Annotated in this window: 9 protein-coding genes; 3 read left to right on the forward strand and 6 right to left on the reverse strand. The window is 49.4% G+C overall.

Annotated elements, in window-relative coordinates; genetic code table 11:
• Positions 1–67 precede the first annotated feature (67 nt).
• The 4 genes from AM1_RS14490 to AM1_RS14505 all read right to left on the reverse strand — a co-directional run bounded on the left by AM1_RS14490 (position 68) and on the right by AM1_RS14505 (position 9263).
• Positions 68–5596, reverse strand: coding sequence for a calcium-binding protein (locus AM1_RS14490; protein WP_012163601.1), 5529 nt, complete (start codon positions 5594–5596; stop codon positions 68–70).
• A 171-nt stretch (positions 5597–5767) separates the two neighbouring features.
• Positions 5768–6724, reverse strand: coding sequence for a pentapeptide repeat-containing protein (locus tag AM1_RS14495; protein WP_012163602.1), 957 nt, complete (start codon positions 6722–6724; stop codon positions 5768–5770).
• A 157-nt stretch (positions 6725–6881) separates the two neighbouring features.
• Positions 6882–7193: a hypothetical protein gene (locus AM1_RS14500; protein ID WP_010480514.1), complete on the reverse strand. Its 312-nt coding sequence runs from the start codon at positions 7191–7193 to the stop codon at positions 6882–6884.
• Positions 7194–7598: 405 nt separating this feature from the next.
• The gene (locus AM1_RS14505; RefSeq protein WP_012163603.1) at positions 7599–9263 is read right to left on the reverse strand and encodes an adenylate/guanylate cyclase domain-containing protein; all 1665 of its coding nucleotides are present in this window, start codon (positions 9261–9263) and stop codon (positions 7599–7601) included.
• Positions 9264–9618: 355 nt separating this feature from the next.
• On the opposite strand from AM1_RS14505, the gene AM1_RS14510 reads away from it, so the two are divergent.
• Positions 9619–11148: a protein kinase domain-containing protein gene (locus tag AM1_RS14510; protein WP_012163604.1), complete on the forward strand. Its 1530-nt coding sequence runs from the start codon at positions 9619–9621 to the stop codon at positions 11146–11148.
• Here AM1_RS14510 and AM1_RS14515 read toward each other — a convergent pair.
• A complete protein-coding gene (locus tag AM1_RS14515; RefSeq protein ID WP_041660900.1) occupies positions 11145–11672 on the reverse strand; it encodes a hypothetical protein in 528 nt (175 codons plus the stop codon). The genes AM1_RS14510 and AM1_RS14515 overlap by 4 nt on opposite strands.
• Before the next feature lie 465 nt (positions 11673–12137).
• Between AM1_RS14515 and AM1_RS14520 the strand changes: the two genes are divergently transcribed.
• Both AM1_RS14520 and AM1_RS14525 read left to right on the forward strand, forming a co-directional pair.
• A complete protein-coding gene (locus AM1_RS14520; RefSeq protein WP_012163606.1) occupies positions 12138–13094 on the forward strand; it encodes a DMT family transporter in 957 nt (318 codons plus the stop codon).
• 389 nt (positions 13095–13483) lie between these two features.
• The gene (locus AM1_RS14525) at positions 13484–13636 is read left to right on the forward strand and encodes a high light inducible protein (RefSeq protein WP_010480524.1); all 153 of its coding nucleotides are present in this window, start codon (positions 13484–13486) and stop codon (positions 13634–13636) included.
• Positions 13637–13748: 112 nt separating this feature from the next.
• Here AM1_RS14525 and AM1_RS14530 read toward each other — a convergent pair whose 3' ends face one another.
• On the reverse strand, positions 13749–16031 hold the full coding sequence (locus AM1_RS14530; RefSeq protein WP_012163607.1) for a family 16 glycosylhydrolase: 2283 nt from the start codon (positions 16029–16031) through the stop codon (positions 13749–13751).
• Positions 16032–16218: the final 187 nt, after the last annotated feature.

Consider the following 16218-nt stretch of genomic DNA (forward strand, 5'->3'; position numbering starts at 1 on the left):
ACTGCTCTGGCATAACCAGAGCAGTTTTCGTTTTAAGCCTTATGGATTAAATGATGTAGATTCAACGCTAGATATAGCTGAAAGAACTATCTGTCAGGCTAAATCCAGAGTCACCCATAACATTGGCAATTAACTCATCAGCGCCGCCAGCACTGCCATCACCATTAGAATCTAGATAGATTCCAGTTCCGCTCATGCCAGGGGCTGAAGCTCCTAAGACGTAATCAGATGCAGAACCACTGAGTTGAATCGTATCCTCGCTGCCATTGAAGTCAGTAATGACGGCAAAGTCAGTGAGACCTGCTGATGTTTCATCGCCATCGTTGTAGTAGGCGACGTCACCGCCAAGGACAAAATAATCTGCCCCTTCATCCCCAGTCATATAGTCGATAGAGCCACTGCCTTTAAGGGTGTCGCTGTTGGCACCGACTAATACATCGTCACCACTACCGCCTAGTAGAGTGTCATTGCCTTCTTGACCAATTAGGGTATCGTTGTTAGCGCCCCCGTCAAGGACATCATTACCTGCGCCAGCATAGAGGCCGTCGTTTCCGGCATCGCCAAAGAGCTGATCATCACCACTGCCACCATATAAGGAGTCTAGACCTGCACCACCCTGTAGATTATTAGATCCGTTGACTCCATAGAGAGCATCGTTACCGTCTCCACCCAGCAGTTGGTTATCCCCAGTGCTGCCAAACAACTCGTCGTTGCCAGCGCCACCATCTAAAAGATCATTATCGCTATCGGCATACAGGGAATCGTCCCCTTCTCCCCCTAAGAGAGTGTCAACACCAGACCCACCGTAGAGCTGGTCATTGCCACTGCCTCCTTCGAGGAAGTCATTTCCGCTACCGCCTTTGAGGATATCTGCTCCTGCACCAGCATTGAGGATATCGTCATTGCTGCCGCCGTCCAGGGTGTCTTTACCATCGCCACTGGAGAGGGTATCGTTCCCAGATCCACCCTTGAGGGTGTTATTGCCACCCGTAGTGGTCAAAACGTCATCCCCGGCACCGCCATCTAAGCGGTCGCTGCCGCTGCCACTAGAAAGGGTGTCATTGCCTCCTTGGCCGTAGAGCTTCACTTTTGCCCCGTTGGTGGAGGTAATTTCGTCATTGCCGCTATTGGCATAGAGCGTTTCAATGCCGGCTGCATCGATATCCATATTTAGGTCAGAGGTGCTTTGATAGTAAGCCGTATCTGTACCAGTGCCGCCTTCAACCACCGTATCGTCAGCGTCGAAGTAGAGTTTATCGTTACCAGCGCCCCCGATTAATTGATCTGCACCTGCATCTCCTTTCAGGGTATCGTTGCCAGACCCACCATCTAAGAGGTCATCGCCACTACCGCCAAGCAGACTATCGTTGCCGTTACCAGAGCTTAGAGTATCGTTACCAGACCCACCATCTAAGGTATCTTTGCCTCCGGCAGTCGTCAGGCTATCGTTACCGTCGCCACCGAATAGAGCATTGTTGCCACCGCTAGAGGATAAGACATCGTCGCCGCTGCCACCATCTAAGCGATCGCTACCGCTGCCACTGGTAAGGGTGTCATCGCCAGCTAGGCCATACATCTTAATGTTGGTGCCATTGCTGGAGGTGAACTGGTCGTTCCCAGCGTTACCGTGAATTTCTTCGATGCTGACATCATCAATATTGAGGGTTAGACCGTCGCTACTTTGGAGTTTGGCAACGTCTGTACCGTCGCCACCATCGAAGGTGTCATCACCATCGAAGTTCAGGGTGTCGTTACCTGCACCGCCCATGAGGGTATCGGCCCCGGCATTGCCCGAGAGCACATCATTGCCTTCTTGGCCTTCTAATAGGTCATCACCCGCGCCGCCGGAGAGGATATCATTGCCTGCTCCTGCGAGAATGGTGTCATTGCCATCACCGCCATCGAGGTTCTCATGGCCGGTGCCGCCCGTGATACTGTCATCGCCAGCTTCACCATGAATTTCGACATTCTCGGTACCGGAATTGGTAAAGACATCATCGCCGCCAGAACCGTAGGCTAGCTCAATTTGGCTGGTGCCCAGGTCTAAGGTGACCGGTTGGTTGCCTTGGGCGCGAGCGATGTCATAACCGTCGCCGCCATCGACTACGGTATCGTCCGCGTCGAATAGCAATGTGTCAGAGCCTTCGCCTCCATACAGTGCGTCTGCACCATCGCCACCGACCAACATGTCGTTCTCGGTACCGCCTTCGAGGGTGTCATCCCCAGCACCCCCATCCATGTAATCATGGCCCGCTTCCCCAGAAATTAGGTCGTTGCCTTCACCTGCGATCGCAGTATCTTCACCGGCTCCACCGGCTAGGGTATCGTCGCCCGTGCCGCCTTCAAGATAGTCATTGGCTGAGCCACCGGATAACTGGTCATTACCGCCGTTACCGAATAACGCCACTGTGGTCGAAGCGGGAGTTCCAGCACCATTGGTATGGGTGAAAACATCATCACCACTGTTGCCGTGGGCTTCATCAAAGCTGTTGGCCCCTGCATCAAAGACGACGCCTTCTGCAGACTCAACAATGGCAACGTCATAGCCTTCACCACCGAGGATTTGAGTGTCGGCAGCGTCAATAAAGACAACATCATTTCCGTCTCCACCTAGGAGGGTATCAGCCCCTTCACCTCCACTTAAGAAGTCATTGCCGCTGCCGCCATCAACGATGTCATTCCCGGCGTTCCCGGACAGCCACTCGTCATTGCCGGTATTACCAGAAATAACGTCAGCTCCTGCACCACCTTCAATGACATCCTGGCCTTCGCCACCACTGAGTTGGTCGGCCCCTTCACCACCACTTAAGTAGTCGTTTCCGGCATCACCAGAGAGGACGTCATCCCCGGCATCGCCCATGAGAACGTCTTTTTCTTCGCCACCGAAGAGGGTATCATTGCCAGCACCACCTTCTAAAATATCTGAGCCAGCTTCACCCTTCAGTAAGTCAGCATCATCACCGCCGCCTAAGGTGTCGTTACCAGCCCCACCGTATAGGGTGTCTAGTCCAGCATCGCCTTGGAGAACATCGTTTCCTGCATCACCAGTTAGTAAATCCTGGTCAGCGCCACCCAGAACGGTATCATCGTCTTCACCACCGGAAACAATGTCGTTCCCCCGGCCACCAGAAACGATGTCGTTGCCTGTACCGCCGGAAATAACATCGTTGCCCGTACCACCGTCGACCCAGTAGTCATCACCTGTTCCGGCGTTGAGAATGTCGTTGCCAGCCCCGCCAGTCAGAACGTCGTTGCCTTCATCCCCTGCCAAGGTGTCGTTACCCGTACCACCGCTGATGATGTCACTTTCTAAGCCACCGCTTAGCTCGTCATGGCCTGTGCCCCCATCTAGGGTGTCCTTGCCTGCGCCGCCGAAGAGCGTGTCGTCGCCGAGACCTCCTTCTAAGATGTCGTCGCCTTGGTCGCCAGAGAGATAGTCATTACCGCTGTTCCCCAAGATGGTGTCGTTGCCTTCACCCCCCATGAGGACATCATTCACAGATGAAGCCGTGCTCGCGTGCACCGAGACGCTATCTAGATATCCACCCAAGCTATCGTCGGTGCCCACGGCTCTAAACTCAAGGGCAGTCGTATCACCATTGCCACCTTGGAGCTTATAGGTATAGGTTTGCCATTGTTCGCTTTGGCTTTCACCGTGAATGGTATCGATGAGTTCGCCATCCCAGTAAACTTCAATTGGTGTACTGTTGAGATCTACACCGGGTCTGGGAGTGTAAGCAAAAGACAGCTCGTAGGTTTGTCCTGCTACCGTGTCTAATTGCTGCATCATGCCACTGTTGTTGTGGCTATCGAGTTCTACTCGGGCTTGGCCGTCATCAGCGACCCCTATCTGCTGAACTTCGATGCCGGACCCTTGGGTACTTGTCCAACCGGATATGGATTGGAAAACATCCCAACTCTTATTGCCCAGAGGATTGTCTTCGAAACTGCCATTGACGACGAGATTGATTTGACCCAGGCTATCTTCTTGACCGCCATCGATAAAGTCGTTCCCAGTGCCCCCGTAGATGGTGTCGTCTCCGGAACCCCCATCCATAATGTCGTTGCCAGCATTGCCTGACATTAAATCGTTGCCGGAGTTACCCAGAACGATGTCTTGGCCTTCACCACCGCTAACGGTATCTTCACCAGCACCGCCAGCAACCACATCATTGCCGAGGCCGCCTTCTACGAGGTCATTACCATCGCCACCGTCGACCCAGTAGTCGTCGCCTTCACCTCCATCCAGGACATCATTGCCCGCGTCGCCCATCATGACATCGTTACCGGTGTTACCCAGCAGGGTGTCTGTCCCTCTACCGCCAGACAGCACATCTTCTCCAGCGCCGCCATCGATTAAATCAGCGCCTTCACCACCCGAGAGCCAGCCATCATTTCCAGCGCCACCGTCGATGGTGTCATTGCCCTGGCCGCCTTCAATGGCATCCATGCCTTCATCACCGGAGAGCAGATCATTCCCGACCCCACCATCGATAAAGTCATGACCCGCACCACCGCTGATGGTGTCTTGCCCAGCATCGCCGTAGAGAACGTCCTGGTCGCCTTCGCCGGAAATGAGATCATTGCCTTCGCCGCCATGGATATTGTCGTCTCCATGTCCCCCGTAGAGGGTATCTGTACCGGTGCCCCCATCCATATGATCGATATGTTCACCACCAAAGAGAGCATCGTCGCCCGCTCCCCCCATCATGGTGTCATCATCTGCGCCGCCGTAGAGGATATCGTTGCCTTCGCCACCATCCATGATGTCGTGGCCTTGCTCACCGTAGAGGGTATCGCTGCCTTCGCCGCCAGACATCCAATAGTCGTCACCGGCACCCCCGATTAGCTCATCGTTACCAGCTTCTCCCATGAGAATGTCATTGCCAGACTGGCCCAGGATTTTGTCATCCCCTAGACCGCCTTTAAGGGTGTCAGCGCCTTCACCCCCATCCACTAGGTCATCCCCAGTACCGCCATCCACATAATCCGCGCCAGAGCCGGCTAATAGGCTATCTTGGCCTTCATTTCCGAGTAGATTGTCGTTGCCAACACCGCCGGTGACAAAGTCATTGCCTTCGCCGCCGCTGAGAATATCATCGCCTGCGTCCCCATGTAGGGTGTCGTCACCTGCTTCACCGGCTAGCCAGTAATCATCGCCTTGGCCGCCAATAATCATATCTGCGCCTTGGTCACCCATGATGGCGTCTTTACCTAAGCCACCAATGAGGACATCATTACCAATGCCGCCTAAGAGAAGGTCATCATTCTGGGTACCGCTGCTAATAGCGTTGGGATCGGCGAAACCTGCACCGCTTTCATCGATGGGACCGGTATAGGTGTAGTTACCGCTTGCATCTTGTTGCCAGTTTTGGGTACCCCCTTCATCACCATGCATCCAGTCATTGCCTTGGCCGCCAGAGAGCGTATCGTTGCCTGTGCCACCTTTGACGACATCATCGCCTTCATTACCCGATAGCCAAACATCATCGCCTTCGCCGCCGATAATGGTATCGTCGCCTTCCTTGCCGACAACGACATCATCTGCCTCGGAGCCGAATAGAGCTTCGCTGCTGTCAGTACCAAATACTTGCATGGTTTCCCCCTGGTTTGTAATTCTTCTTAACGCTAATTGTTCAAGTTCACTAGAGTGTCAATAGGTAAAGCTATAAAAAAAACTTATGTATTGACATGGATAGGCAGGACGGTTTGTGGACTTCACCCATTGATGGAGTCCAGTAGATTAGAAATGAGGGTTTAAATGGAGTTAAGGAACAGGCTGTGGATAGCTAACGGTTGAGGTATCCACAACGATGGGTTCATCCACAATCACATCGTCAAGATTGGCATCAATTAAATTGCTGCCAAATAAGTTGACCCCTCGTAAATCTGCTCCCTGTAAATTGGCTCCCATAAGGATGGCTTCGCTGAGGTTGGCACCTCGCAGGTCGGCTTCACATAAGCAAGCGCCACCCAAATTACTGCCAATTAAACTGGCGTCTGTTAAGGTGGTTTCACTTAAATCTGTACCAATCAGAACCGCATGGGATAAATCGGCCTGTTTGAGGTAAGCACCAATCATATCGGCTCCACTCAGATAGGCTTCGCGAAACGTGCATTGTTCTAGGGCAGTTTCGTTTAAACTCGCCAACATCAGTTCAGCCCGATTGAAATTGCTATGGCTGAGGAGAGTGCCGCTCAATTTAGCTCCAATCAGCTTCATACCTGCGAAATGGCGTTCACCTGCTGCATATTTTGCCAATATGCTTCGGCTAATATCTTCATCTCCTTCCAGATCTGCATGACTATGCTCTTCAATTGTTTGTAGCAATTTGAGAAGAGATTGAGATTGGGGGCCGACCGTACTCAGCTGCTGTAATTGTTCAAAACGACGTCCTAGTTGTTGTCGAGAATGGTTGAGTTCTGCGAGCTGTTGGTCTAATTCTTCGACATGGTGGGCTACCATTTGCTGCATGCGCTGTTGTGCATCTTTGGAATGTTCACCAAGGTCTAGCAGTTCTTTAATTTCGTGTAGGGAGAGGCCAAAATTTTGGGCACTGCGAATGATTTGTAATCGGTTTTGAGCGGCTGTGGTGTAGAGACGATAGCCGGATCGATTCCGTTCGGGTTGTTTCAGGAGTCCAAGTTGCTCATAATAGCGAATTGCTTGAGGCGAGACACCAAATTTACTGGCTAATTGGCCAATGAGCAGTCCAGTCGTCATTTCATTATCAGGGATTAGAAATCCAAGTTTTTTATCGGTTATTCTTAGGATGCCCAAATAAAAAGGCAATTTAGCGGAGTAAAGACGACAAGCTCCAGCAAAAATTGCCTTTGACTGATATAAGGTTTAAGAGGAATAGTTCGGATTTGACTGTTAGTTAAGCCACGGCAGCCACTAAATGATTTGTGGTTTTTGGGCCAACTTTTTCTTTGAGAACATCTTGGATTTGGCGCAAATAATCTTCGGCAACTTCTTGAGGAAAATTGAGGTGAATGGTGAGATTAGGATTGCTGCTATAGATGTGTAATGAACCATAGGTGGGTAACCAGCCTGAGAAGCCAGCGACCTGTGTATAGGCGATAAATTGGAAAGCCCGAGTGCTGGGGTTAGAGTACTCAATCCCGCTTTCTGTAAGGGTAATAATGACATCGCTGTTTGCATCTTTGGGATGAAAACCTTTGAATTCCATTCTCATGACAGACTCCTAGACATGGGTCAATTTAATGTGCTCAATCTGGTGTTTGCGGAGTATTCTTTTATAGAATATTTTTGCTAAAAAAGAGTAAGTTTTCTATTTGTCGTGAGTACGAAAGCAGAAAAAGAATGACTCTTTAGTCAGATTGGATATTTCAATATTGCCCAAAAAGTAGTTCTATCTAACTTGATAATGTTGTGGTGTTTAAGTAAAAAATTTTAGACTGTATTTAATTTTTGTCGGAGATATATGAAGACTCAAACAATTTATTTTTTGTGTATACAAAATAGACAGAAAGATATACATCCTAAACGGTGTTTTTGGATGCTCAGCAGATGGGACAGAGTCTTACTGGAGGTCCGTCTGCAGGCTGCTATTGTAGGTCTAGCACGAGCAAGTCTACGGTTCCCTAGCCATCACAGCTTGCCCTTGGGCAGGAGGGTTCTTTTGGTCCCAGAGCAGCCGGTATAGCTGAATGGGGTCTTGAATGCCTTTGACTTGCACAGGTGTCAGCTGCTGGAGCGGTACGTCACACTGATGCAGTTCATTTAAGGTGCTTTGGGAGATCAGGATTTCGCCAGCACGGGCCACGTCACATATACGACTACTGACGTTAGTGGTATTGCCAATGGTGCCGTATTGAAACAGTTGTTCAGACCCAATATTGCCAGCGGCAACGACGCCAGTGTTCACCCCAATATGAATCTGAATGTTAAAGTTCCACCGCTTGGCCCAGCGTTGATTCAGTTTGGAGACGGCTTTTTGCATGGCGATGGCGGCTTTCACTGCCCGCTCTGCATCGTTGGGATGTTGATAGGGGGCTCCCCAGACGGCCAATAGGGCATCGCCAATATATTGTTCTAAGGTGCCTTCGTATCGGAAGACGATTCCCTCCACCATGACGCTAAAGTATTCGTTGAGCATGGTGATGACTTGGCGGGGTTCGAGGCGCGAAGAGAGCTCTGTAAACCGACTGATGTCAGCAAAGACGACGGTGACTTTGGTGTCAATGACCTCTAATTGGCTTTCCTCACTTAATTTTCGCCAAACGTTTTGTGGGAAAAAGCGTTCTAATTTGGTACGCAGAACGGCTTCAGTTTGAATCTTTTTGTAGAGATGGGCATTGTCGATTGCGATCGCAGCCTGATTCGCTAATCCACCTAAAAATTCCAGGTCTTCTTCCGAATAAATGGCCCGCACAGACAGGTTGTCTGTGTACAACACCCCAATCACCTCATCCCTAGGCTTCAGGGGGACGCACATGGCGGCATGGATGGCCTGCTGGACGATGGATCGCGATTCGTGAAATCTGCGATCGCGGGCGGCATCATCCGTGAGGATGCCTTCGCCCGATCCATAAACAAAATTCGTGATGGTGGTGCTGTAAAAGCGAAGTCCCGTGGGAATACCACTCCGGAATTTGATCGCTTTTTGTTCTAGCTCCTGGGTGTGAGGATTGACCAAGAGAATTAAACCCCGGTCAACGGTCATAATCTCAAACAGCAAATCGAGAATTTTATCGAGCAGCTCTTCTAACTCTTTGGGAGAAGACAGCTGTTGACTGACTTCGAGCAGAATTTTGAGCTTATCAACCGAGCGGGTTTGATCATCCTGTTGTTTGAGCTTCAAACCCACCCCGGATTCGCCGGGGGCTTCGGGTTCTAGTAAATCTTGGAGTTCAATCCGAGTATTTTCCGGGGCAAAACGACTAATGATGGAAAGGGATTGATCTGGGGGTGGACTGGGGGGACTCAGATCTGGGATGGTGGCCGTCAAATTCCAGGTGATTTGCATATCAATGGTCCCGAACCGGACCCGATCACCATCCTTGAGATGGCATTGCTGAATCGGCTGATCGTTAACGTAGGTATGGTTGAGGCTATCTAAATCCTTGAGGACAGCCTGACCATTTTCTTGGACCATCAGCTCCGCATGATGACGCGATAAGCTTGGGTGCATCAGCACAATATGATTGTCTAACCCCCGGCCAATCGAATTGGATCCTGTAACCAAGGTGTAGGATTTGGGATTTGGTGCATTGGGGGGAGCCACTAAGTACGGCACATGCACTCCTGTCGTGGATAACGCATCTTGATCACAACTTTAGAGATAGTTTAACGGTTGCCAATCGCTAAATTAGGGAAAGTTAAACACTATATTAATGTCTAAATTCAAGAACTCCCAATAATTAGGTGAGTTTTAGGTCGGCTTTGGCTCCAGATGTCGCCTGACTTATTTACACAATAAGAAAGCTCAATCACAATAAAAGGGAGGTTACCGTTTCGGCAACGACTGATGTTCTGAGTCAGTCGGGGACTCGCAAGTTTTGGCAGCGATGGGGGCAGACTGACACATATACAGATGGCGCTTGAGGTCAGACTCAAGTTATGACTGAGAGGCAGGTTGAGACTGAGCTGTTATGACCAAACTCTTAAATAACCGTTATCAAGTCCTGGATGTGTTAGGGGGCGGTGGCTTTAGCACCACGTTTTTGGTCGAAGACACCCATATGCCGTCTCGGCGTCGCTGTGTCTTAAAACAGCTCAAGCCCGTGAGCGTTGACCCCTCGATTCAAACGCTGGTGCAAGAGCGGTTTCAGCGGGAAGCGGCCATTCTAGAAACCTTAGGAGAAGTCTCGGATCAGATTCCCCGACTGTATGCCTACTTTACGGAAGCCCATCAATATTATTTAGTCCAAGAGCTGATCGAAGGGCGAACCCTAGCAGAAGTGATCCAGACGCAAGGCGCGCTCAGTGAAGCGACGGTCCTCGATATTTTGATGAGATTGCTGCCGATTATCGATCTGATTCATCAACGAGGCATTATTCATCGAGATATTAAGCCAGAAAATATTATCTTGCGTAACCAGGATGGCAAACCGGTCTTAATTGACTTTGGGGCGGTGAAAGAGACCCTAGGGACGGTGATGAATCCCCAGGGCCAACCCACTAGCTCGGTGGTGATTGGCACTCCTGGATTTATGGCGACTGAGCAATCTCGAGGTTTTCCTACTTATGCCAGTGATTTGTATAGTTTGGGGCTGACCGCGATTTATTTGCTCACGGGTAAGTTTCCCCATGAGCTGAATATCGATCCCCAAACCAGCCAGTTACGCTGGCATCAATCGGTGCTGAATGTATCTCCTGGGTTCGCGACGGTTCTCGATCGATCTATTAACCTGGCAGCTCGTGATCGCTATGGGTCAGCTCCTGACTTTTTGCAAGCGCTCCACGATAGCACGATCAAACCTGTGGCTGATGCGGTGCAGCCGCCCGCCGCACCTGCCTATGCTGAGCCGCCCCCGATCATGCAGCCAGAGGGATTGCCCACGAATACCGCTGCACCTACGCCTGTGCCTAACTTTACTCCTAAGAAAGTTGGGATACTAAGTGCGATCGCACTCGCGTCTGCGGTGGTTAGCTTTGTGGCCGTCCAACAGCTATGGCCAGTGATGGCAGGACTTGTAGCGGGCCGTACTGATGATCCTAGCCCCACGGAACTTAGCCCTGGCGTATCGCCCACTGATACACCTGAGGCATCATCCAGCCCGACTCCAGAGGTATCGCCTAGTTTAACCCCAGAGGTATCACCCAGTGTGACGCCGGAGGCATCGCCGCCACCGACGACCCAATTTGCTGCGATTGCCTACTCCATCCCCACAGGTACTTATGGGTATGGGTTGCGGTACCCGTCTCAGGCGGCTGCCGAACAACGGGCTCTTCAAGAATGTAATCAGCGTGTCCCGGCACAAGATTGTCAAGCCTTGTTTTGGTTTAAAAATGCCTGTGGGAGTTTAGTCCGGGCCACATCGGGAGCCTATGGCTGGGCGTGGAGTGAAACTATTCAGGAAGCAGAGCAAGAAGCGCGCAAGCAATGTTCTAGCTTTGGGGGCACCGATTGTCAAATTTTGCTGAACCTGTGCAGCGATCGCGTGATCCAATCCAGCTAAGCCGTCGTTTTCTCCAAATATCGGCGAACCCCTACCCCCATTTGGGTGAGGTTGGGGCCAATCTTTTGACTCAGTAACTCTTCTACAAACCCTGCCACTTGACTCCTTAAAAAGTCAGGAATGCCGTCAATTTTGCGGGGATAGATAATCAACTCTCCCCGGTTCTCGACAATCGTGGTGTCCCCCTGCTCGCGAAAGAGATTTTTGCCGGAACAAGACACGGCTTCTGTGAACGCATGGGTTGTAATCCGCCACTCCAATGAAAAATCGGCTTCATTCCAAATGTTATGTTCAGTCCAAGACAACATTTGCTCGTCAATAAAGGCCTTGGCAATGGTGGGAATATCACCGCCCCCATGCCATTCATTGGTACAAATCACCCGCTGATCTTCCTGCTGGTAACTCTTGGGCTCAATATGATGCACATTGTCCATATAGGGTAAGAGTTCTTGTAACTTATCCCGGTAAGTTGCAAATACAAGGGATCTAGGAAATGGGATGTGGGCATCTACAGAGATGTTCATGTTGAGCTGACCGATAACAAACACATATAAGCAACCGAATGGGAGTCAATGGATGATGGATTTACAAGCTTCTATGTAGATATCGCATTTATATGGCTTCTGCGTTTAGATGTAGTAAAAATCAATGAAATTAAAGTGTTTGTTGAACAGTTTTTTTATAGGTTCACATCATGTTAGTGTAGGGTGTTGAAAACTCTTAAACCCTTGATGGGTAAGCTTTATCTCTACCTCGCTGTTCAATAGCTTGGCGTAATCTCTGCCTATTCTGGCAGCATCTTAACCTGAATGCTCAAATCAGAAGTTTTAAGACTCCAAGAGGGTGAGACAATTGTAAGCAAATAGAGTGATAAATGCTCTAGCCAAAGTATTTTTTAGATTCGTTAACGTTTTAGCTCACTTCTCATCAAAACCCTTCCTAAATCGGTTTAGGAAGCACCAGTGTGTGTTGAAGCCAAGGTTCACCTTATGACATTCAAACTATCGCAGGCTAAACAGCCTTGGAGACTTTCGGCGGAACTATTCCCGTTTTTAGCCATGTTAGCGGCGATTGTGGCTTTATCCTTAGCTGCTATTTTTATCAAGTTAAGCGAACGCGAGTTGGGACCCTTTGCGACCATCTTTAATCGCTTTTGGGTGGCCTATATTGTTCTATGGGTGTGGCATGAGTGGGAGAGTCTTCGAGGGTCGAAAGAAGCAGTCAAAGAAATTGAATATACTCAACGGGATCAAGGATTACTGGTTGCAGCAGCCCTGATGTTTTGGGGGTGTATTGCCTTATGGGCTTGGTCTCTGACGCGCACAGAAGTGGCAAACTCAACGCTACTGCATAATCTCACCCCTTTATTTACCACCCTGGGGGGATGGTTACTGCTACAGCAGCGCTTTGATCGTCGCTTTGTTGTGGGACTGGTGGTAGCAATCATTGGGGCAGTGGCTTTAAGCGTTGGGGATTTCCAAGTGTCAACTTCTCATTTAACAGGCGATCTGGCCTCCCTCTTATCAGCCGTCTTTTCTGCAGCCAATTTGATGATTATTGAGCGACTGAGGGCTAAGTTCTCTGTCAATACCATTCTCCAATGGTGCTGCTTTTGGGGGGCAATCTGGACATTACCCGTCGTGTTACTGACCGAAGACCGCCTATTTCCGGTCTCAGCCTCGGGTTGGCTATCGGTAATTTGTCTAGCCATTGTTTGCCAAGTGTTAGGCCAAGGACTACAAGCCTTTAGTTTGAAACGGCTGTCGTCAGGACTGGTGGGTATTTTGTTGCTCCTTGATCCAGTGTTAGCAGCCCTGACCGCTTGGGTGCTGTTTGCCGAGAGCTTGACCCTATTGAAGTGGACGGCCTTTTTTGTGGTTCTATTGGGTGTCTATTTGGCTAAGTCAAGTGATGCCGCTACCCATCCTGTTGAAGAAGGAGCTTGACAGCTGATTGAGGCTTAGACCCTGGGCTAAGACATGCAATGCACTGGAAGCGTTGCTCCCAAGATTGGATCCAAATGGGGAAGGGAGCTGTGTACAAATAACTTTACAGATACTGTTACAAACATCTCAAAATAGAGCTGACTGGGGATGGATAACAGAAGTGTAAATCTCTGCTGAGCAGAGTATGGGCCAAGATTTTAGAGTGAAGATTGAAACTTATAATTTTTGTAGAGAAAGGATTTGAGCCTACTTTTACCTGGTTCCGTAGCTATCGATACATAGAGAATATAAATGATCAACATTGTCAAATAAACATTGTTATTTCTTATGATTCTCGTTACAATCGTATCCATCGGGCTAAACGCCTAGCAATTACGGAGTCACATGTCATGAGCACACAAAATCAAACTTTCGGATTCACTAGCTTTGCAGAGACCCTAGGTGGTCGCCTTGCAATGGTTGGTTTTTCTCTGGCCGTAATCACTGAAGTTCTAACTGGACAAGGGATTGTAGGTCAAATTGCAGCTTTACTGAGCTTCTAATCTGAAGCTGCTGACTAAACCGCATAGTTTTGAGTAGAATAGTTCGCGCTTTAAGCCCCCAGCATTGCTGGGGGCTTTTCTTATATCTATCTACCCAGGGGAGGTTTTTTGATTAGACAAAGACAAACCCTTGGCTAAAGTCATTGAGAGTAACTTGGGAAACAACCCCAATCAACTCATTAGTGGCTTGCTCATGCCAGATTTCTGTGGAGACTCCATCTTGAGCCAGTCCCAACACATAATCTGCAGCACTCCCTTGGAGCTGAATCACATCATCACTGAGGGCAAAATCAAGAATATTGGCATAATCTGTAGCTCCACTGGTGTTGACATCACCATCGTCATAAAACAGACCGCTGGCATCACCCAAGATAAATTGATCCAGACCAAGGCCACCCATCATGGTGTCGAGCCCTTCACTGCCCCAGAGCATATCGTCTCCAGCGCCGCCATCCAGGTGATTGTCGCCAGTACCACCCGTCAAGGTGTCGTTGCCTGCTTCTCCAGCTAGGTCTCCTAAGTCTTTACTTAAGACATCATCCGCTAATCCACCATGAAGAATGCCAGAAGCATCTTGGTAGACTCTCACATAGTCAATATTGAGAGAACTTTGGTCTGGAGTATTGGCAGTGGGCTGCCCGGGCCAATCGCCTCCAATCGCTAGATTGGAGATCAGGTACATGGGGACATCAGGAATATCATGGGTGATTTCATACAGGGCTTGACCATCGACAAACCAAGTAATCTTATCGGCATCCCACTGGGCACCAAAGGTGTGAAAGTCAGCGCTGAAGTCAATATTGCTGAACACTTGCTCTCCACTTTCTGAGGCAATATTAGATTGACCATCTGTATAGTGCAAGGAGGTGAAGATCCGATCTGTTTGGTCACCCAGCACTTCCATCACATCAATTTCTGGGGGCCAGCCACCATCGGTGGGTAGCATCCAAAAGGCGGGCCATAAGGCTTCACCACTCGGAACTTGAGCCCGAATCTCCATATAGCCATGGGTAAAGGCTTGCTTGTTGTGGCTGGAGATCATCCCGGAGGTGTAGCCAAAGGTCTGGGTATCGGCATAACCTGTAAGGGGGTCGATGATGTCAGCCGTAATACCCTGGTCGAGTTTTTGACCCAGCAGTTTAAGAGTCCCGTTCTCAATGTCCATGCCGTCATAGGTGACGCCATCAATGACCTCGTTGTCGCCGACATAGTATTGAGCTTCGTTATTCCAGAGGTTGGTGCGACCGTTGTAGTGATTGTGGTGGGTATAGCGAGTATTCCAGAAAGATTCATCTAAAGACGTGCCATTAAACTCATCTTGAAAGACCAGTTCCCAATTGGAATCATTCGCTGGATGCCAGTCAGTGGCATTGGGGTTATCGGTATAGTCAAAGTAATTGGCTGAAAGAACGACACTGTCAGCCTTTAAGTTTTCAACCACTGCGACCAATTCGTCAGTGCTATCCCAAGTACCGTTGTTATTGGTATCCAGATAGATACCAGCATTTTCACCGGAGAATTGAGATTGGAGGCTGGTGGGAATATCAGAGACCACGTAGTCACTAGCACTGCCATGGAGTTGAATGCTGTCTTGGAGGCGATTGAGATCCTGGATAACCGCATAATCGTTGTCGCCCTGGGTGGCGGCATTGCCATCATCGTAATAGGCAGAGATGGAATCTCCTAGGATGAAGGCATCGGCTCCTTCGCCGCCGAGCAAGGTATCGATGGTATTAACGCCACTGTGGCTGTTGTTGGAGGCTCTTACGCCATCTAGGACATCGTCTTGAGCACCACCATTGAGGGAGTCGTTGCCTTTGCCGCCCCAGAGTTGGTCATTACCTGTACCACCGTCGAGGGTGTCATGACCGTTGCCCCCTTCTAGGCTATCTTGGCCGGTATAGCCATACAAGACGTCTTTGCCGCCATTTCCATAAAGGACATCATCTCCGGCTCCCCCATCCAGGAGGTCAGCTCCGCCTCTGCCATAGAGCGTATCGTTATCATTTTCGCCATAAAGGGAGTCTTTACCTGCGCCACCGTCTAAGAAATCGACGCCATCAAATCCGAAGATAAGGTCATCGCCATCGTTGCCGTAGAGGAAATCGTTACTGACGTCTCCAAAGATCAAGTCATTGCCACCCTGGCCACTAATCGTATCGTTTCCAGCACCGCCATTTAGGGTGTCATTACCATCGCCGCCATCGAGGGAATCATCCCCTAAGCTGCCGTAGATCTCATCATTTCCTTCTTCACCAAAGAGAGTATCGTTGCCGTTATAACCGTAGAGTTTATCGTTACCTTTTCTGCCGTAAACGATATAGTCGACTAGATCTTCCCAGCCACCCCAAATGTCATCTCCATCACTTAAAAAAAATGATTTTATAGTTCTCATTGACCAATCCTTTTTGTGTGTATCCTTTGTGCCTTGGAAGACATTTTTGTGTTGTGTAAGTCGATTCTAAATTCTCTATTTAGCTGTAATGTCAATAGATTGCTTGATTAGTATTTCTTATGATTTTTTATAAAAATGAGTTGCATAAAACTTATGCAACTCATAAACGAAACATTCAATTGTGTGC

This window comes from Acaryochloris marina MBIC11017 (assembly GCF_000018105.1).
Lineage (GTDB): Bacteria > Cyanobacteriota > Cyanobacteriia > Thermosynechococcales > Thermosynechococcaceae > Acaryochloris > Acaryochloris marina.